Raw genomic sequence first — 18392 nt, 5'->3', positions numbered from 1 at the left:
CGAGCCCTGATGCCGGTTGCGTGGCACGCTAGGCCCTTGTTCCATTCTGCAGGAGACCCTTATGTCCGATCTGAAGACGCGTTTCGAGGCCGCCGTGGCCGGTTCCAAAAATCTCAGCGAGCGCCCCGACAACGCGACGCTGCTGAAGATCTACGGCCTGTACAAGCAGGCCACCGCGGGCGACAACGCCGACAAGAAGCCCGGTTTTGGCGACATGGTGGGCCGCGCCAAGTGGGATGCCTGGAGCAGCTGCAAAGGCACGTCGAAGGACGACGCGATGCAGCAGTACGTGGACCTCATACAGTCGCTGAGCTGAGTCAGGGCGCGGCGCGGTGGCTGCTGCGCCGGATCTCTCAGGTTTTTTTCTTGCGCGCTGCGGGCTTTTTCGCGGCGAGCAACTCATCAAGGTTTTTCACGATCTCCGATTCGATGCGCTCCTTGAACGCACCGAGCAGGAAACCGAGCTTGGCGTCGAGCTCGAAGTGATCGGCCGAGACGGTGAGCGTGCCTTCGACCCCGCTGCGGGTGAAGCAAACCTCATCGCAGTCACCGCCTTCTTCGTAGGTGCAACTCATGCCGAACTCGCCTTCGGCCTGCTCGGCCCACTGCCACGCGATCTTGCGAGCGCCGGCGAGACCCAGCTGGTGGTTGCGTCGGATGTGAATGTCGGCCATGGATATCCTGTGTCGGGATGAAGATCAGCGAAGTGTTGGGCTTGGGGGAGCGCTCGTCTGTTCGGCCAATCGGGTCTGCCTGCCCAGTTGTTGCAGGGCCGCCGTGCGCCGCTCGCGGGGCTGCTCACCCAGCGCACGAACCGCATCATAAAACCGGTTGAAGTCCTGACCCTCGCGCTCGAACAGGGCGAGAAAGCCGGGTACAAGATCGTCGTAGGCTGCCTGCGCACCAAAGCTGGCGTTGTTGGCCCGCGCCACCCAGGCGTCGAAGCCGGGGTAGCCACCCCAGCTCGTCCTGAGTGCAGCGTAGGCCGCGCGGAAATCGTCCATCACGATCGTCTTGCGTTGCAGCTTCTCGGCATCGCTCCAGGCGCTGTGCGCATAGACCTCCTGCAGCTGCTCGCGCACCGAACGGGTGAGGGCCTGGAACTCCCGCCTTCGTGCATCGAACACCGCGTATTCAGTGCGGGCGGTCGGGCTGGCTTCGCGTGCCAGCCAGCGTTCGCCGCCCAGGCGCTCGACCGCAGTGGCAAACGATTCGTTGAACTGGGTGTCGTCCTTCACGTACAGCACCTGGTGCGCCAGCTCGTGAAACACCAGCCGCGCCAGTTCGCCTTCCGGGTAGCCGATGAAGGTGTTGAGCAGCGGGTCACCGCCGATCCAGTTGGTCCAGCCCAGCGTGGAATAGGCCGGCACAGGGTAGACCGCCACTTCGAGCGAGGCGGCTAGGCTGTCGGCGAAGGTCTTGGCGTTGGCTTCGTCGAAGTAGCCGCGGTAACCCACGCAGCCCACCACCGGGAAGCACCAGGTCTGAAGCGTGAGCGACAAGGCAGGCGCGGCCACCACGTTGTAGACCGCGGCCCGGCGGCCGAGGTCGGCGTAGCGCCGGTAGCTGGCATTGTCGGGAAGAGACAGCTCGCTGACCGCAAAGCTGCGGATGCGCTGCGACACGGCGAGCTTGGTCTTAAGCGCGGCCGGAGCCTGATCGTCCTGCAGCCAGTCTTGCACCGGGCGCGCCGCGCGGATCAGGTGTAGGTGGCCGCTGGCCGATTGCCAGTAGTAGCCAACGCTAGACGTGGGGCTGGCGCAGCCCACCAGGAGAATCGCTGCCGCTGCGATGCTCAGCACGCGCCGAGTAACCTGCTTCGCGGGGCCAAGAGTGCTTTCCCCCCAGCAGGGGGGGGAGACGTGAAGCGGCGCAGGGGGGGTCATAATTTTTCGACTTCGACCAGACAATCGTAAAACACCGGTCCGTGCCCCAGATCGGTCAGGCGCTGGCTGGTGAGCTGGTTCACGTTGGTACCGTCCAGTCCTAGTTTGCGCCACCAGATGCCCAGGCCGTTGACCACGCCGGGGCGGGCACGGGACGATACCTTCGCTTTGCAACGGTGCTCGCCCCGGCTGTTGAACACGCGCACCACTTCGCCACTCTGGATGCTGCGTGCGGCGGCATCGTCCGCGCACATCTCCAGCAGCGGTTCGCCCTCGATGTCGCGCAGGCTCTTCACGTTGACGAAGCTGGAATTGAGGAAGTTGCGTGCCGGCGGCGAGATCATGGCCAGCGGATATGCGCTCTGGCTGCCGGCGAGCTCGTGGTTGGGCAGGTGGTCGGGCAGCGGGTCCAGCCCCTGCGCGGCGAGCCGGCTACTTGCGAACTCGCAGTGGCCTGAGGGTGTGGGGAACCCGCCTTCGGCAAATGGCGCATCGGGCAGAGGCAGGGTGGCATAGCCCTGATCGAGCAGGGTCTGGAAATCGACTCGATCGCCGAAGGCGATGCGGCACAGGGCCTCATCGCCATCCTGAAAGCAGGGCTCGGTGAAGCCCATGCGCGCGGCCAAGTCGCGGAAGATGGCGGCGTTGCTGCGCGCCTGGCCCTGGGGTGCGATCGCCGGGCGGTTGAGCAGAACATCGGTGTGGCCGTAGCTGGCGTGGATGTCCCAGTGTTCCAGCTGAGTGGTGGCGGGCAGGATGATGTCCGCGTGGTCGGCGGTGTCGGTCTGGAAGTGCTCGAGCACGACGGTGAACAGATCTTCCCGCTCAAAGCCCCGCACCACCTGCCCTGAGTCGGGCGCCACCGCCACCGGGTTGCTGTTGTAGACGATAAGGGCTTTGATCTTCGGTCCAAACTCGGGCGAGGCTTCGCGCAGCAGGTCGTCGCCGATGGTGCTCATGTTGATCATGCGCGGCGTGCGGCCAGCCAGCAGGTCGGGCCGGTGCAGGGCGGCGCGGTCGATGGGGAAATGGCCGGACGACGAGAGCAGCAGTCCGCCGGCACGGTGGCGCCAGGCGCCCACCAGCGCCGGCAGGCATGCGATGGCCCTGGCAGCATTGCCGCCGCCGCGCACGCGCTGCATGCCGTAGTTGAGGCGAATCGCGGCGGGCTGGGTGGTGCCGTAGGCGCGCGCCAGGTCGATGATCTGCTGCGCCGGCACGCCACAGACATCGGCGGCGCGCTCGGGCGGCCACAGCAGCGCGCGCTCGCGCAGCGCGGCCCAGCCCAGGGTGTGGCGCTCGATGTAGTCGTGGTCGAGCCAGTCGTGCGTGATGAGCTCGTGCATCAGCGCCAGCGCCAGGGCGGCGTCGGTGCCGGGTCGCAGGGCGACGTGGTCGTGGCACTTGTCGGCGGTTTCGGTGCGGCGCGGGTCGATGCAGACCAGGCGAGCACCGTCGCGCTTGGCCTGCTGGGCCAGGCGCCAGAAATGCAGGTTGCTGGCGATGGAGTTGCTGCCCCAGATCAGGATCAGCTGCGATTCGGCAAAGTGTTCCACCTTCATGCCCACCTTGGCGCCCAGGGTGGTCATCAGCCCTTCGCCACCCGCGGCCGAGCAGATGGTGCGCTCCAGGTGCGAGGCCCCGAGCCGGTGAAAAAAGCGCGCGGCCATGCCCTCGGCCTGCACCAGCCCCATGGTGCCGGCGTAGCTGTAGGGCAGGATGGCCTGTGGATCGCGTGCGGCGATGGTTTGCAGCCGGGTCACGATCTCGTCTAGTGCCGCGTCCCAGGTGACTGGTTGAAACTGCCCGCTGCCTTTGGGGCCGATGCGCTTTAGCGGCTGCAGAATGCGTTCGGAGTGGTAGCTGCGCTCGGTGTAGCGCGAGACCTTGGTGCACAGGGCGCCATCGGTGGGGCGGTGATCCGGATTGCCCTGCACGCGAATAGCCACGCCGTCTTGCACGGTGGTCAGCAAGGCGCAGGTGTCGGGGCAGTCGTGCGGGCAGGCGCCTCGGATGGTGGTCGTTGTCGGCTTGGTCGGCTGTTCGTTGCCGGAGGTCGGATCGGGCATCATGTGGTGGAGGGTTTGTCCTGGCCTTTGCGAGGCCGTGGCCGGCCGTTGATGCGGCACGATACAGGTTTCAACGCAGGATATCAGGAGAGCCCATGATGCAACGTCGACGGGTACTGGCTGGCTTGAGCGCTTGGTGTGGGGGTTCGGCCGCGGGCCTGTAGTCGGCGTCCGCGCAGGCCCGGATCGTGGGCGTGAGCGACAAGGCGGTGGTGCTTGGCCAGTCGGCACGTTCACCCGCGGCTCTGCGCAGCTCGGCCTGCATTCCATCTGGGCGCCCAGATGCACTTCGAGGCGATCAATGCGCAAGGCGGGATCAATGGCCGGCGCACGGAGCTGCAGCGGCTGGACGACGGTTACGAGGCCGAGCGCTGCGCCGCCAATACTCGGCAGTTCATTACCGACGCGGCGTTTGCGCTCTTTGGTTACGTGGACCCACCCACCAGCCTGGCGGCCCTGTCGCTGGCCACCGAGGCCCGCTTGCCTCTCTTCGCGCCGTTCACCGGCACCGAGACCTTGCGCGATCCGTTCAACCCTTACGCCCTCTATGTGGGGGCTTCGTACTTCGACGAGGCCGCGTCCATCGTGCGCCAGGTTACCTCGGCCGGCATTAAGCGCATCGCGTTGTTCTGCCAGAACGACGCCTGCGGAAGGCGGGGCTGGAGGGCGATCGCGTGCGCTCAAGCCGTTGAACCTGGCGCCCGCAGCCACCGGAAAGGTGGAGCGCAGCACCAACGAGGTGGTGCCAGCGATTCAGAGAATTCCGGCCGCCAAGTCCGAGGCCATGGTTCAGATCGGCGCCTACAAGGCCTGCGCCACCTTCATCCGCCTGGCACGGGCGAAGGGCTATGCCGGCAACTTTTACAACGTGTCCCTCGTGGGCACCCAGGCGCTGAGCGACGAGCTGGGAGCGATGGCACGCGGCGTGGCGGTCAGCTAATTACTCTGGCATGGAAGGCTGTGTGGCCGCCAAGAACTCCACTGAAACCCTGCGGCGCGCCGGCCGGACGCTTGCGCGCGAGGGCTTTCTGGCTGCGGTGCAAGGCATGCGCAACGTGAATCTGGGCGGGTTTGTCCTCGAATTCGGCCCTCGCAAGAACACCGGATCGGGCTTTGTCGAGCTCACCTTGCTGACCGAGGGCGGCCGCGTGCGACGGTGAGCCTGGGCGACAGGTTGCACCCGCGCGGGCTGTGCAGGTTCTGTCGAGTGGGTAACATGACGGTTTTGAACGGGTCTGGAGCCACGACCCCGCGGGAGCGCCGTCATGAAACTGATCGATTCCATCCTCACCCAGGCAGCGGGCATAGCCGCCGTTCGGCGCGACATCCATGCTCATCCCGAACTATGCTATCAAGAGGTGCGCACTGCCGATGTGGTGGCTGGCAAGCTGGCTGAGTGGGGCATCGAGATGCACCGCGGCATGGGCACCACCGGCGTGGTGGGTGTCGTGCATGGCCGGGATGGCGGCAAGAACGGCCGGGCCATCGGCCTGCGCGCCGACATGGACGCGCTGCCCATGCAGGAGCACAACACCTTCGCCCACGCCAGCCAGCATGCCGGCAAGATGCACGCCTGTGGACATGACGGTCACACGGCCATGCTGCTGGCTGCTGCTCAGCACCTCGCGAAACACCGCAATTTTGATGGCACGGTCTATTTAATCTTCCAGCCCGCCGAAGAGGGCGGCGGTGGCGCACGCGAGATGATCAAGGACGGGCTGTTCGAAAAATTTTCGATGGAAGCGGTATTTGGCGTGCACAACTGGCCGGGTATGCCGGTGGGCACGTTTGCCGCCAGCAGCGGCCCAGTGATGGCGTCCAGCAACGAATTCCGCATCGTTATCCACGGCAAAGGTTCGCACGCTGCGCTGCCCCACAACGGTATCGACCCGGTGCCGGTGGCCTGCCAGATGGTGCAGGCCTTTCAGACCATCATCACGCGCAACAAGAAGCCGGTGGATGCGGGCGTGATCTCTGTCACCATGATCCACACCGGCGAGGCGACCAACGTGGTGCCCGATGTCTGCGAGATCCAGGGCACGGTACGCACCTTCACGCTGGAGGTGCTGGACATGATCGAGCGCCGCATGGGCGAGATCGCGCAGCATACCTGTGCGGCGTTTGGCGCGACCTGCGAGTTCCAGTTCAAGCGCAATTACCCGCCCACCGTCAACCACGCGGCCGAGACCCAATTCGTTAAGCGCGTGCTGGTGGACATCGTGGGCGAGGCGCAGGTGGTGGATCAGGAGCCGACCATGGGCGCCGAAGACTTTGCCTACATGCTGCAGGAGCGCCCGGGCTGCTACGCGTTCATTGCCAACGGAGATGGTGATCACCGGGAAATGGGGCACGGCGGCGGCCCTTGCATGCTGCACAACCCCAGCTACGACTTCAATGACGACCTGATCCCGCTGGGCGCAACTTTCTGGGTGCGGCTGGCCGAACAGTGGTTCGCCGAGCCCCGCGCCACCGCCTGACGGCGACGCCCCATCCATGATCAAGCCCAGCGAAGCCTTTGCGGGCAGCTATGCCCGCGCCCGCGTGTGCTTTCTCGAAGGCGCTGCAGTCGCAGGCATGGCCATCCGAAGCCACAACCACCCGCTGCCGGGGCGCGAGGGCGAGACCCTAGCGATGGACGTCGCGCTCGACGGCTCACCCGACGCCGAGCGCCTGCTCATCGTCAGCAGCGCCTGCCATGGCGCTGAGGGTTTTTGCGGCAGCGGTGTGCAGGTGTTTGCCGCGCACGACGCTGAGTGGCGCGAGCACGCCCGGGCTGCGGGCGTAGCGGTGCTCTACATCCATGCGCTCAACCCATATGGGTTCTCCTGGCTGCGCCGTGTCACGAACGAAAACGTGGACCTGAACCGCAACTTCCAGGACTTCAGCCAGGCACTGCCGGTCAACGCCGACTACGCCGAGCTGCACGACCTGCTGCTGCCTGCCGAATGGCCACCGGGCCCGGACAATGCTGCTGCCATTGAGGTCTGGATAGCGCAACATGGCCAGGCCCGCTTCCAGACCGCGGTGTCTGGCGGCCAATACGCCTTTTCGGACGGGCTGTTTTTTGGCGGTACCGCGCCGAGCTGGAGCAACACCACGCTGCGCCAGGTGCTGCGCACCCACGGCCAGCGCGCGCACCGCATCGGCTGGATCGATCTGCACACCGGCCTGGGCCCCAGCGGTCTGGGCGAGCGCATTTTTGCCAGCCGCAACGATCCCGCCGCCCTGGACCGATCGCGGGCCTGGTGGGGCGGTGCCGGCCAGACGCCGGTGACCTCGATTTACGACGGCTCGTCTTCCTCGGCCCTGCTCACCGGTCTGATGTGGTGCTCGGTATTCGACGAATGTCGGCAGGCCGAGTACACCGGCATCGCCATGGAATACGGCACGCTGCCGTTTCACGATGTGTTGCAGGCCCTGCGCGCCGATCACTGGCTGAATGGGCACCGCGAAGCGCCAGACGCCCTGCGCGACGCCATCCGCCAGCAGATGAAGGACGCGTTTTATGTGGACACTGACGAGTGGCGTGTGCAAGTCGTGGCGCAGGCGCGGCAGTCGCTGTTCCAGGCGGTGGACGGCCTGAGCGGGCGGGTCAGCCCGGGCTAAGGGCTGTGCAAAAGAGTTGGGGTCGGTGAGACGCTCAGCTGTCGAGGGCCATGCGAGCGGATTCGACGTAAAGCCGCTCCATCGCGTCCCGTGGCTGGAACGCGGTGGCTTGCTGGAGCAGGCGCGCGGCCTGCTCGGTCGCCTTCTGCCCCTCCAGCATCACCAGCCCATTGGCTACCTCGGCCAGCGTGATCGCTGAATCCGGATTGAGCGCCATGGCGCGCTGGTAGAGGTCAAGACCCGTCTGCTTGCGCGCGCCATGCGTCATGCCGCCAATGAGCTCGCCCACCTGATCAATCACCTCGGCGTGGAAGTTGGCCAGCGCCAGGTGTGCATCGGCATGGCGGGGCTCGCGGTCGATGGTGGCCTGCAGCGCCTGCTGCACCTGGCTGCCCAGGCCCTTTGCCAGCGCCTTGGCCACGCTGATGCCCTGGCTGTAGCGACCCAGCGCATAGCCCTGCCAATACCATGCGGCCGCGTTTTGCGGTTCGCTGAGCTGCAGGACCCGGGCGCGTTCGGCGGCTTCGAGCCACAAGGCCAGGCGCTGCGGCTCCCTGGGCTCGACGTAGCGCGCGTGCATGCAGGTGGCCTTGTTGGCCACAGTGATGCCCTGCGCGCCCAGGGCGAGACCAGCGCGGGTAGCACCTTCGAAGTCACCGTTGTGAAACCGCACCCAGGCCTCCAGCACCGCAAGCTCAGCCGGCAGAGGTTCGGCATCGCCAATGTGCAGACGCTGCCATTGCGCCGTGAGAGTCTCGGCGGTGAAGGGCTCGGCGGGCGGGCAGGGGCAAGGAGCCCAGGGCAATGGCGCGTAGGAGGGCGACATGGCGGGTCAGTCGTGCTGGTAGGCGCCCGTGATCTGCAGCAGGTGCTGTCGCTGGCCGACTTCCAGGTAGGGCGCCAGCAGGTTAAGCACGTGCTGGGCGCCCCGCATGAGCGCCATTTCTGCGTTTTCGGGCTCCAGCGCATGCCGCGGGTCGCGCACGTATTCGAAACTCAGCCAGTAGGTCAGCACCACCACCATGCAGTTGGCGGTGGGCTCGACCTCACGCGCATCGATGTCCACCGCTCCAGCACGGCTCATGCCCGCCAGCATCGCGCGCACCGCGCGGGTCTTGTTCTTGAGCACGGCCTGGAAATGGGTTTCCAGCAACCGGTTCTTGGACAGCAGGTCGTTGAGGTCCCGGTAGAGGAAGCGGTATTGCCAGACGATCTCGAACTGCGAGTGCAGGAAAAACCAGGCGTCCTCGACATTGCGCACGCCGTCGGCCGCAACCAAAAGCTCGTTCAGCGCGCGCTCGTAGCGTTCAAAAAGCGAGTTGATCAGCTCGTCTTTGGCCGGATAGTGGTAGTAGAGGTTGCCGGGGCTGATGCCCAGCTCGGCAGAGATCAGGGTGGTCGACACATTGGGCTCGCCGAAGCGGTTGAACAGCTCTAGCGTCACCTCCAGGATGCGCTCGGCGGTGCGGCGCGGGGCTTTGCGCGTCATGCAGTGACCTGGGGCTGCCCAGCGGGCAGGCGCTGCTGCAGTTCGTCCAGCGTGGCGTGTAGTCGGTCGATGGCCGCGCTGGCGGGGCGCTGGCGCCTCGGCTTCAGCGGTGGCAGCAGGTGGCGCTGGCGGTCGTTGAGTACATGGAGGTCGATGCCAATGCCATGGTCCGCCAGCGTCGTGCCCAGCGTGGCCAGTCTCAGGCGCAGCAGTTGGCGCGTCTGCTGGTAAGCGTGTTCGGCCATCTCACGGCGCTGCCGGTAGCTGAAGGTGTTGGCGAAGAACATTTCGGCGTCGCGCTGGTCGGGCTCGATGAGCACGATGTCGGTGTTGGGGTAGTCGCGCTCGTAGTGCTTGAAGCCCAGTGCCAGGCGCGAATGGATCATGGAGCGGAAGGTCTGGCTCATCACCGCGGGCAGGCCACCTTCGACCAGCGAGGGAATGCGGTTACCCCCGAAACGGCCAGGGCTGGCCTGGAACGGCACCAGCGGGTTCAGGCACAGCAACAGGTCCACTCCTTCATCGAGCGCCTGCGTGGCGTGCAGCGTTTTTTTCAGCGCGCCGTCCACGTAATGTTTGCCGTCAATCTCCACTGGCGAGAACAGGCCGGGCAGCGCCGCACTGGCCTGGATGGCGCGCGAGATCGGCACATGGTCCCAGCCTGGCCGACCAAAAGGAGCGGCCTCGCCGGTGTCGAGCTCGGTGGCCACCAGCGTGAGGTGGGCACGCAGCTGACGGAAGTCGTTGCTGCGGCCTTCCGCGCTGAACAGTTGTTCGATGTGCCGGTGCATGCTTTCGTTGTCCAGCACCCCGGTGGGCAGGATCGCACCCAGACGCTCCATGGCGTGGGTGAACGATTGGTCCCGCATGCCCCAGGACCAGAGGGAGCTGACCAGCAGCCCTGGCAAGCGCTGCAGCCGCCGGCCAAACTCGCCCCAGGCCGGTTTGAGCAACCAGGCTGGGTCGAATTGTTCGTCATGTCCCTGGTTGTCGATGAAGAGGTCGCTCAGACGACGCGGGCTCAGCCCGTTGGCCAGGCCGGCCGCGATGAACCCGCCGGCGGACACGCCAATGTAGTGATCGAGCCGGTTGAAGTTCACGCCGGTGAGGCAGTCCTCGAGCGCGCACAGCGCACCGATTTCGTAAATGGCACCCAGCGGACCGCCGCCGGCCAGGGCGAGTGCGATGCGAGGTGGCCGGGCGCGTCGGGTCTTTGAAGCGGCAGTGGAGGAGCGGGCTGACTTCATGCGATTGAGTGTAGACCTCGACAGGGGCTGGAGATGCTGCGTTGCACCATCTCCAGCAGGCGCAAAAAAGGGGCATCAAGCGCCCCTGGGTCGGTGGGCGGCTCAGCCGCCACCGGCGTGATCAAGCCGCTTTGGCGCGCGAGGTCTTGCGGGCCGCCTTGGCCGGCACCTTGCGAGCAGCCTTCGCCGGTGCTTTGGCTGCGGTCTTGCGGGGGGTCTTGCGAGCCGCCGCAGGCTTGCCGCCCAGGCTGTGCACTTCCTGGGTCAGGGCGTCGATGCGCTCGATCAGCGCTTCGACATCGCGTGCCGAGGGCACGCCCAGCTTGTTCAGGGCCGTGGCTACTCGGTCTTCGAAGATGTTTTCCAGCTTGTCCCACTTGCCAGCGGCCTTGGACGAAATGTCGGTGGCCATCGTGGACACGCGGCTGGTGGCTTCGGAGATGCGCTCCTCAGCCACGGCCTGAGTCTTTCGCTGGATCGACAGGCCCTCTTTCACCAGAGTGTCAAAGGCTTTTCCGCCTTCGGCCTGTGCCTTGGAAAAAGCGCCCAGACCGGCCAGCCAAATCTGCTGGGCCGAATCCTTGATGGCGCCAGACAGGGGCGAAGCAGCCTGGCCGGCGGATTGGGCAGCGCTGCCGGACTTCTGGATTTTCTTGACCATGAGGGGACTCCGTGAAAGAAGGTTGAAACAAATTCGGGCACCGCGCGACGATGTCGAGGCAACTGACTGCAATGTAGGCGCCCGATCCTGCCTTGTGTAGGTGCACACAACTAAACCCTGCGCGCCTTCCCGCGGGTTTCTGCGGAATGGTGGCCCGCCCGTCTTGGTCAAGAATGGCAGGCTAAGGTCGACTTGAGTGCGGCCGGTTTTCGTTTTTCACCCCATCAGGAGAGTCGCATGCAGTATTTCGTCACCGGTGCCACCGGATTCATTGGCAAGCGCCTGGTCAAGAAACTGCTGGAACGCAAGGGTTCGGTGGTGCACTTCCTGATCCGCAAGGCCAGCGAAGGCAAGGTGGCGGGGCTGCGCGAGTACTGGGGCGTGAGCGCGTCACGGGCTGTGCCGGTGTTTGGCGATCTGACCAGCAAGAAGCTGGGCGTGAGCGCCGACGCCATCAAGGGCCTCAAAGGGAAAGTCGATCACTTCTACCATCTGGCCGCGGTGTACGACCTGGAGGCCGATGCCGAGAGCCAGATTGCGGTCAACATTGACGGCACGCGCAACACGGTCGATCTGGCTAAGGCGATTGGCGCCGGGCACTTCCATCACGTGTCATCGATCGCGGCAGCAGGCCTCTACGAAGGAGTGTTCCGAGAAGACATGTTCGACGAGGCCGAGAATATCGACCACCCCTATTTCATGACCAAGCACGAGAGCGAGAAGATCGTACGCACCGAGTGCAAAATTCCATGGTCGGTCTACCGCCCGGCGCTGGTGGTGGGCGACAGCCGCACCGGCGAGATGGACAAGATCGACGGCCCGTATTACTTCTTCAAGCTGATCCAGCGCATGCGGCAGATCCTGCCGCCGTGGATGCCGAGCGTAGGCCTGGAGGGTGGCCGCATCAACATCGTGCCGGTGGATTTCGTGGTCGATGCGCTGGATTACATCAGCCACCACAAGCGCGCCAGCGGCCGCTGCTTCCACCTGGTGGACCCGATGGGCTACCGCGTCGGAGACGTGCTCGACATCCTGAGCAAAGCGGCGCACGCACCCAAGATGAACCTGTTCATCAACGCCGCACTCATGGGCTTCATCCCCAAGAGCGTGAAAAAGGGGCTGATGGCGCTGGCGCCGGTGCGCCGCGTCTACAAGGCCATCATGCAAGACCTCGGATTACCCGAGGACATGATGAATTTCGTCAACTACCCGACGCGCTTCGACTGCCGGGAGACCCTGGCCGCGCTCAAGGGCAGCGGTGTGGAATGCCCCAACCTCAAGGACTACGCGTGGCGGCTCTGGGATTACTGGGAGCGTCACCTCGACCCTGATCTGCACATCGACCGCAGCCTGCGCGGCACGGTCGCGGGCAAAGTAGTGCTGATCACGGGCGGCAGCTCGGGCATTGGCTTGGCGGCGGCGCACAAGTTTGCCGAAGCCGGCGCCACCACCATCATCTGCGGCCGCGATCAGGACAAGCTCGATGAGGCCTGCGCCGAGGCCAAGGCCAAGGGGTATGAGTTCATTGCCTACTCGGCCGATATCGCGGACATGGCCGATGCCGACCGTTTCGTGAAGCGGTTGATCGAAGAGCATGGCGGTGTCGACTTCCTGATCAATAACGCTGGTCGCTCGATCCGTCGCGCCATCGAAGGCAGCTACGAGCGCTTCCACGACTTCGAGCGCACCATGCAGCTCAACTACTTCGGCTGTCTGCGCGTGACCATGGGCTTGCTGCCCGGTATGGTGAGCAAGCGCAAGGGCCACGTGGTCAACATCAGCTCCATCGGGGTGCTCACCAACGCCCCGCGCTTCTCGGCCTATGTGGCGAGCAAGGCGGCTCTCGACGCATGGACACGCTGCGCCTCCAGCGAGTTCGCCGACCAGGGCATTTCGTTCACCACCATTAACATGCCGTTGGTACGCACGCCCATGATCGCACCGACCCAGATCTACAAGAACGTGCCCACACTGGCGCCTGAAGAGGCCGCCGATCTGATCGCCCAGGCCTGCATCTTCAAGCCAGTGCGCATCGCCACGCGACTTGGCGTGACCGGCCAGGTGCTTCATGCCTTCGTGCCGCGTGTGGCCCAGATCGTGATGAACACCAGCTTCCGCATGTTCCCCGATTCGTCGGCGGCCAAGGGGGAGAAGGGTGCGAAGTCGCAACTGTCGGCCGAGGCGGTGGCGATGCAGCAGATGATGCGCGGAATTCATTTCTGATCGTTGTCGCTTTTTCTGCCTGCCAGGCGAGCCGGCTGCCGGCTCGCCTTTTTTTCGTCCTCTTGCTGTCAACTGACTGAGCAAAAGCGTTTCGGCGATGGGCGAGCGACGCGGCAACACGCGAAATCGAAAGCCTGGGTCGAGGCCTACAATTTCTCTGCCATCCACCACCCCAACTCACGTCCAAGCCCATGACCATTCCGCATCCCCACCCTGTCGATCTCGGCCACATCCAGCCTCGCGAGAGGGCCGAAATCCTGGCGCAGGCCTTGCCATACATCCGCAAGTACCACGGCAAGACGATGGTGATCAAGTACGGTGGCAATGCAATGACCGATCCGGAGCTGCAGCAGGACTTCGCGGAAGACGTGGTGCTTCTGAAGCTGGTCGGCATCAACCCGGTGGTGGTGCACGGCGGTGGGCCGCAGATCGAGACCCTGCTCAAGCGACTGGGCAAGCAAGGGCAGTTTATCCAGGGCATGCGCGTGACCGATGCTGAAACCATGGAGGTGGTCGAGTGGGTGCTGGGCGGTCAGGTGCAGCAAGACATTGTGGGTCTGATCAACGCCGCAGGCGGCAAGGCCGTGGGCCTGACGGGGCGAGACGGCGCCATGATCCGCGCGCGCAAGCTGCGCATGACGGACAGCAAAGATCCCAATCTGGAGCACGACGTGGGCCAGGTGGGCGACGTGGTCAGCATCGACCCGAGCGCGGTCAAAGCCTTGCAGGACGACGCCTTCATTCCCGTAGTCAGCCCGATCGGTTTTGGCGAGAACAACGAGAGCTACAACATCAACGCCGATGTGGTGGCCGCCAAGCTGGCTACGGTGCTGCAGGCCGAGAAGCTGCTCATGCTCACCAACATTCCGGGCGTGCTGGACCGCGACGGCCAGTTGCTGGTCGAGCTCACGCCGCGGCGCATCGACGAGCTGGTGGCAGACGGCACCATCTCGGGCGGCATGATCCCAAAGATTTCGGGTGCTCTTGACGCGGCCAAAAGCGGTGTCGCCGCAGTGCACATCCTGGACGGTCGCGTGCCCCACGCGCTGCTGCTCGAAGTGCTGGGCGATCAGCCATTCGGCACCATGATCAGGAGCCACTGATCGGGTCCTCGCGACCCCCTGTAGCGAGGGGGCGACCAGCCTGTAACAGGCTGTTGTGCTGTGCGAGAATCTGCGCAGGGATGACAAGCAGCGGGTCGCCAGCAAGCCCGATCAACGATCAATCACGGACCGATAGCCCATGACCTCCAGCGACCCTGAGTCCACGCCCATGAACGACGTTGATGCCGATGCTGCGTCTGAGCGCGTGGGGGCCGCAGAAGGCAACGGGCGCAAGCGGCCCAAGCCCGGTGAGCGCCGGGTGCAGATCCTGCAGGCCCTCGCCAGCATGCTGGAGCAACCCGGCGCCGAGCGCATCACCACCGCGGCCCTGGCGGCCCGTTTGGAAGTCAGCGAGGCCGCCCTGTACCGCCATTTCGCCAGCAAGGCACAGATGTTCGAAGGGCTGATCGAATTCATCGAGCAGTCGGTGCTTGGGCTGGTCAACCAGCTCGGCGAACGCGAGCCCGATGCCCTGGTGCGCTCGCGCAAGCTGATGACCTTGCTGCTGCAATTCGGCGAGAAGAATCCGGGCATGACGCGCGTCATGGTGGGCGACGCACTCGTGTTCGAAAACGAGCGCTTGCAACAGCGCATGAACCTGTTCTTTGACAAGATCGAGTCAGCGTTCCGGCAAAACCTGCGCGAAGCTGCGGTGATGACGGGTGCCGTGACCCCTACCGTCGACGCGCAAGCCGACGCTTCCGTCATCACCGCGTTTTGCGTGGGCCGCCTGCAGCGGTATGCGCGCAGCGGCTTCAAGCGCTCTCCAAGCGAAAGTCTGGAACACAGCCTCGCGCTGCTGCTCCCCGCCGCCCACCTCTGAACTCACAGCCGTTTGCACTTCGGGTAAACCCGCATTTTCGGCGCTAGGCGTGGCGCATTAGGGGCGGAACCCTAGACAAAAGTCGCTCTCTGGGCAGGGCATTCACCCCGGGTGGCTGTATTTGCGGTAAAAATAGAACGACCGTTCGATTATTTGTCGATCGCTTTTCGTTTTTCCGATTCCAGCCACCCTCGCCCATGCCCGATACCCACAGCCAGTTGCGCCCCCGGCGCGAAGCGGACAGCCACAAACCGCTGCAGAAAGGTCGCCAGACCAAGGCTGCCATCGTCGATGCGGCTCTTGGCTTGGCGACGCAGATCGGCTTGGAGGGGCTGTCGATCGGCGCGCTGGCCGAGGTGATGAAGATGAGTAAGTCAGGCGTGTTCGCGCACTTCGGATCGCGAGAAGAGCTGCAGATTTCGGTGGTACGCGAGTACCACGCGCGCTTTGAGGAAGAGGTGTTTTACCCTGCCATGGGTGCGCCGCGTGGCCTACCTCGCATGCGCACCCTGTTCGACAACTGGATGAAGCGCACCACGGTCGAGATCGACTCGGGTTGCATTTACATCAGTGGTGCAGTCGAGTTTGACGACCGGCCGGGCCCGGTGCGCGATGCGCTGGCCAGTTCGGTCAACACCTGGCTGACCGCCATGCGACGCGCGGTGGAGATCGCGGTGCAGGAAGGCCATCTGCGCGCTGACACCGATGCCGATCAGATGGCGTTCGAGATTCACGCCCAGATTCTGGCCTTGCACTACGAAGCCCGCTTCCTGCGCAGCCCAGACTCGACCCGACGCGCCTTGCGGGCCTTCGAGGGCATCGTGCAGCGCTTCAGCGCCGCGCCAGCGGCCATCCCGATCACCCAAGCATCGCGCAAACACCGTCCCGACGCGGCCCTGCGCTGACTCAGCTTTTTGTCTTTTCACTTTCACGCCACAGGAGTTCACCATGCCCGTTTACAACCCACCTCTGCGCGACATGCAGTTCGTGATGCACGAGCTGCTCAAGGTCACCGACGAACTGAAGACCATGCCTATGCATGCCGACACCGATGCTGACACCATCAACGCGGTGCTGGAAGAAGCGGGCAAGTTCGCCGCCGAGGTGATCTTCCCGCTCAACATCAGCGGTGACACCGAAGGCTGCCAGCTCGACCAGAAGACCCATGAAGTGACCACCCCCAAGGGATTCAAGGAAGCCTACAAAACCTACGTCGACGGTGGATGGGCAGCGCTGTCGTGCGATCCCGAATTCGGCGGTCAAGGCCTGCCGCTGGTGGTCAACCAGTGTCTGTACGAGATGATGAACTCGGCCAACCAGGCATGGACCATGTACCCCGGACTGACTCATGGCGCCTATGCCTCGCTGCACACCCACGGAACCGATGAGCAAAAGGCCACCTACCTGGCCAAGATGACCAGCGGCGAATGGACCGGCACCATGTGCCTGACTGAGCCGCACTGCGGCACCGACTTGGGCCTCATGCGCACCAAGGCCGAGCCGCAGCCCGACGGCACCTACAAGCTCACCGGCAACAAGATCTTCATCAGCGCTGGCGAACACGACATGGCCGATAACATCATTCACCTGGTGCTCGCCCGCCTGCCCGATGCGCCTCCTGGCATCAAAGGCATCAGCCTGTTCATCGTGCCCAAGTTTAACGTCAAGGCAGATGGCTCCATCGGCGAGCGCAACGGCATCTATTGCGGCGGTCTGGAGCACAAGATGGGCATCCACGGCAACGCCACCGCACAGATCGTGCTCGACGGAGCGGTCGGCACCCTGGTGGGCCAGCCGCACAAGGGCATGCAAGGCATGTTCGTGATGATGAACGCCGCGCGCCTGGGCGTGGGCAACCAGTCGCTGGGTCTGACCGAGGTGGCTTACCAGAACGCACTGGCCTACGCCAAGGACCGCATCCAGATGCGCAGCCTGAGCGGCAAGAAAGCCAAGGACAAGCCGGCCGACCCGATCATCGTGCATCCCGATGTACGCAAGATGCTGCTCACCGCCAAGGCCTACGCTGAAGGCGGCCGGGCACTGGCGATGTACAGCTCGGTGCTGCTGGAGAAGGTGCACAACCACCCGGATGAAAAAGTGCGCAAGGACAGTGACGAGATGCTCTCGCTGCTCACGCCCATCGTCAAAGCCTTCCTGACCGATAACGGGTACCAAGCTGCCACCATGTGCCAGCAGGTCTTTGGAGGCCACGGCTACATCAAGGAGTGGGGCATGGAGCAGTTTGTGCGCGATGCCCGCATCAACATGATCTACGAAGGCACCAACACCATCCAGAGCCTGGATCTGCTGGGCCGCAAGGTGCTGGGCGACCAGGGTGCAGCGCTGAAGAAATTCGGTAAGCTGGTCGGCGCCCTGGTGGCCGAAGAAGGCGTGAACGAAAAGATGGCAGAGTTCATCAACCCGATTGCAGTGCTGGGTGAGCAGATCACTAAGTTCACCATGGAGATCGGCTTCAAGGGTCTGCAGAACCCGGACGAGGTGGGCGCTGCCGCGGTCGATTACCTGCGCGTTGCAGGGCACCTGGTGTTCGGCTACTTCTGGGCCCGCATGGCCCAGGTGGCCTTGCGTGAGATCGCCGCGGGCAACACCGATCCGTTCTACCAAGCAAAGCTGCAGACCGCGCGGTTCTACTTTGCCAAGCTGTTCCCGGAAACCGCGACCCTGATGCGCACCGCCCGGGCAGGCTCGAAAGTCCTGATGGACACCGACCTCGCCTTAGCATAAACCCAGTATCCCCGCCATTTCGAGAAACACACCATGATCAAAGCCCTCGCCGCCTTGCTGCTCACCGCCGCCCCGTTTGCTGCCTGGGCACAGCTCACACCCGTGGGCAGCTGGCATTCGATCGATGACAAGACGAACGAGATCAAGTCGGAGATCGTAATCGCCGAAAACGGCGGCGTGCTCACCGGCCGGATCAACAAGCTGCTGCGCAAGGAAGCCAAGCAGGATGCCGTGTGCGAACAGTGCACTGACGACCGTAAGGGCAAACCCATGCTGGGCCTGGAGATCATCCGCGGTGCCAAGAAGACTGATGGCAAGGACGTGTGGGAAGAGGGCAAGATTCTTGACCCGGAAAACGGCAAGACCTACACGCTGCGCCTAACCCCGGTAGACGATGGCAAGAAGCTTGAAGTCCGCGGTTCGGTGTTTGGCATCGGCCGAACGCAAACCTGGATTCGCGTAGCCCAGTGAGTCATCCCCGCCGCGCTCCGCGCGACCCCCTCAAGGGGGTCGATGCCAGTGGCCCGGCAAAGCCGACTC

At 64.4% G+C, this 18392-nt stretch carries 18 protein-coding genes and 1 pseudogene; 12 read left to right on the top strand and 7 right to left on the bottom strand.

The annotated features are described in order from the left end of the window. Positions 1–61 precede the first annotated feature (61 nt). Complete coding sequence (locus GPT34_RS03700) at positions 62–316, top strand: acyl-CoA-binding protein (RefSeq protein WP_291009801.1); 255 nt, start codon at positions 62–64, stop codon at positions 314–316. Between the two features lie 37 nt (positions 317–353). On the opposite strand, the gene GPT34_RS03695 is transcribed toward GPT34_RS03700, so the two are convergent. From GPT34_RS03695 to GPT34_RS03685, 3 genes are all read right to left on the bottom strand, one after another. Beyond that, positions 354–674 (bottom strand): polyhydroxyalkanoic acid system family protein, encoded by a 321-nt coding sequence (locus GPT34_RS03695; protein ID WP_291009799.1) that lies wholly within the window; start codon positions 672–674, stop codon positions 354–356. 24 nt (positions 675–698) lie between these two features. Next, positions 699–1799: an aminopeptidase gene (locus GPT34_RS03690; protein WP_291009907.1), complete on the bottom strand. Its 1101-nt coding sequence runs from the start codon at positions 1797–1799 to the stop codon at positions 699–701. Positions 1800–1882: 83 nt separating this feature from the next. After that, the gene (locus GPT34_RS03685) at positions 1883–3958 is read right to left on the bottom strand and encodes a molybdopterin oxidoreductase family protein (RefSeq protein WP_291009797.1); all 2076 of its coding nucleotides are present in this window, start codon (positions 3956–3958) and stop codon (positions 1883–1885) included. A 279-nt stretch (positions 3959–4237) separates the two neighbouring features. Between GPT34_RS03685 and GPT34_RS17730 the strand changes: the two are divergent. The 5 genes and pseudogenes from GPT34_RS17730 to GPT34_RS03665 all read left to right on the top strand — a co-directional run. Beyond that, a pseudogene (locus GPT34_RS17730) lies at positions 4238–4570 on the top strand (ABC transporter substrate-binding protein); the annotation flags it as partial. A 73-nt stretch (positions 4571–4643) separates the two neighbouring features. Then, a complete protein-coding gene (locus GPT34_RS03680) occupies positions 4644–4895 on the top strand; it encodes a hypothetical protein (RefSeq protein ID WP_291009795.1) in 252 nt (83 codons plus the stop codon). Positions 4896–4917: 22 nt separating this feature from the next. After that, positions 4918–5115, top strand: coding sequence for a hypothetical protein (locus tag GPT34_RS03675; RefSeq protein WP_291009794.1), 198 nt, complete (start codon positions 4918–4920; stop codon positions 5113–5115). A 105-nt stretch (positions 5116–5220) separates the two neighbouring features. Then, positions 5221–6432 carry a M20 aminoacylase family protein gene (locus tag GPT34_RS03670; protein ID WP_291009792.1) on the top strand — a complete coding sequence of 404 codons (1212 nt, stop codon included), beginning with the start codon at positions 5221–5223 and terminating at the stop codon, positions 6430–6432. Between the two features lie 16 nt (positions 6433–6448). Next, positions 6449–7561, top strand: coding sequence for a M14 family metallopeptidase (locus tag GPT34_RS03665; RefSeq protein WP_291009790.1), 1113 nt, complete (start codon positions 6449–6451; stop codon positions 7559–7561). 34 nt (positions 7562–7595) lie between these two features. Here GPT34_RS03665 and GPT34_RS03660 read toward each other — a convergent pair whose 3' ends face one another. The 4 genes from GPT34_RS03660 to GPT34_RS03645 all read right to left on the bottom strand — a co-directional run bounded on the left by GPT34_RS03660 (position 7596) and on the right by GPT34_RS03645 (position 10958). Further along, positions 7596–8387 carry a hypothetical protein gene (locus tag GPT34_RS03660; RefSeq protein ID WP_291009788.1) on the bottom strand — a complete coding sequence of 264 codons (792 nt, stop codon included), beginning with the start codon at positions 8385–8387 and terminating at the stop codon, positions 7596–7598. A 6-nt stretch (positions 8388–8393) separates the two neighbouring features. Beyond that, positions 8394–9050 carry a TetR/AcrR family transcriptional regulator gene (locus tag GPT34_RS03655; RefSeq protein WP_291009787.1) on the bottom strand — a complete coding sequence of 219 codons (657 nt, stop codon included), beginning with the start codon at positions 9048–9050 and terminating at the stop codon, positions 8394–8396. Continuing rightward, positions 9047–10297 carry a patatin-like phospholipase family protein gene (locus tag GPT34_RS03650; RefSeq protein ID WP_291009785.1) on the bottom strand — a complete coding sequence of 417 codons (1251 nt, stop codon included), beginning with the start codon at positions 10295–10297 and terminating at the stop codon, positions 9047–9049. Before GPT34_RS03650 ends, GPT34_RS03655 begins: the two co-directional genes overlap by 4 nt. 121 nt (positions 10298–10418) lie before the next feature. Continuing rightward, the gene (locus tag GPT34_RS03645) at positions 10419–10958 is read right to left on the bottom strand and encodes a phasin family protein (protein WP_291009783.1); all 540 of its coding nucleotides are present in this window, start codon (positions 10956–10958) and stop codon (positions 10419–10421) included. A 237-nt stretch (positions 10959–11195) separates the two neighbouring features. On the opposite strand from GPT34_RS03645, the gene GPT34_RS03640 reads away from it, so the two are divergent. From GPT34_RS03640 to GPT34_RS03615, 6 genes are all read left to right on the top strand, one after another. After that, positions 11196–13181 (top strand): SDR family oxidoreductase, encoded by a 1986-nt coding sequence (locus tag GPT34_RS03640; protein WP_291009781.1) that lies wholly within the window; start codon positions 11196–11198, stop codon positions 13179–13181. Positions 13182–13372: 191 nt separating this feature from the next. Next, entirely contained in the window at positions 13373–14284 is a 912-nt protein-coding gene (gene argB / locus GPT34_RS03635; protein ID WP_291009779.1) for an acetylglutamate kinase, read from the top strand. A gap of 169 nt (positions 14285–14453) precedes the next feature. Continuing rightward, positions 14454–15107 (top strand): nucleoid occlusion factor SlmA, encoded by a 654-nt coding sequence (gene slmA / locus GPT34_RS03630; protein WP_291009777.1) that lies wholly within the window; start codon positions 14454–14456, stop codon positions 15105–15107. Positions 15108–15304: 197 nt separating this feature from the next. After that, complete coding sequence (locus GPT34_RS03625; protein WP_291009775.1) at positions 15305–16012, top strand: TetR/AcrR family transcriptional regulator; 708 nt, start codon at positions 15305–15307, stop codon at positions 16010–16012. Between the two features lie 43 nt (positions 16013–16055). Beyond that, positions 16056–17852, top strand: a complete 1797-nt coding sequence (locus GPT34_RS03620; protein WP_291009773.1) for an acyl-CoA dehydrogenase C-terminal domain-containing protein — start codon at positions 16056–16058, stop codon at positions 17850–17852. Between the two features lie 33 nt (positions 17853–17885). Further along, complete coding sequence (locus GPT34_RS03615; RefSeq protein ID WP_291009771.1) at positions 17886–18323, top strand: DUF2147 domain-containing protein; 438 nt, start codon at positions 17886–17888, stop codon at positions 18321–18323. Positions 18324–18392 lie beyond the last annotated feature (69 nt).

Source organism: Hydrogenophaga sp. (assembly GCF_011390835.1).
In the GTDB taxonomy this organism is placed as follows: domain Bacteria; phylum Pseudomonadota; class Gammaproteobacteria; order Burkholderiales; family Burkholderiaceae_C; genus Hydrogenophaga.
The sequence above is the reverse complement of the archived record's forward strand: the minus strand, read 5'-3'. Positions and strand labels throughout refer to the sequence as shown.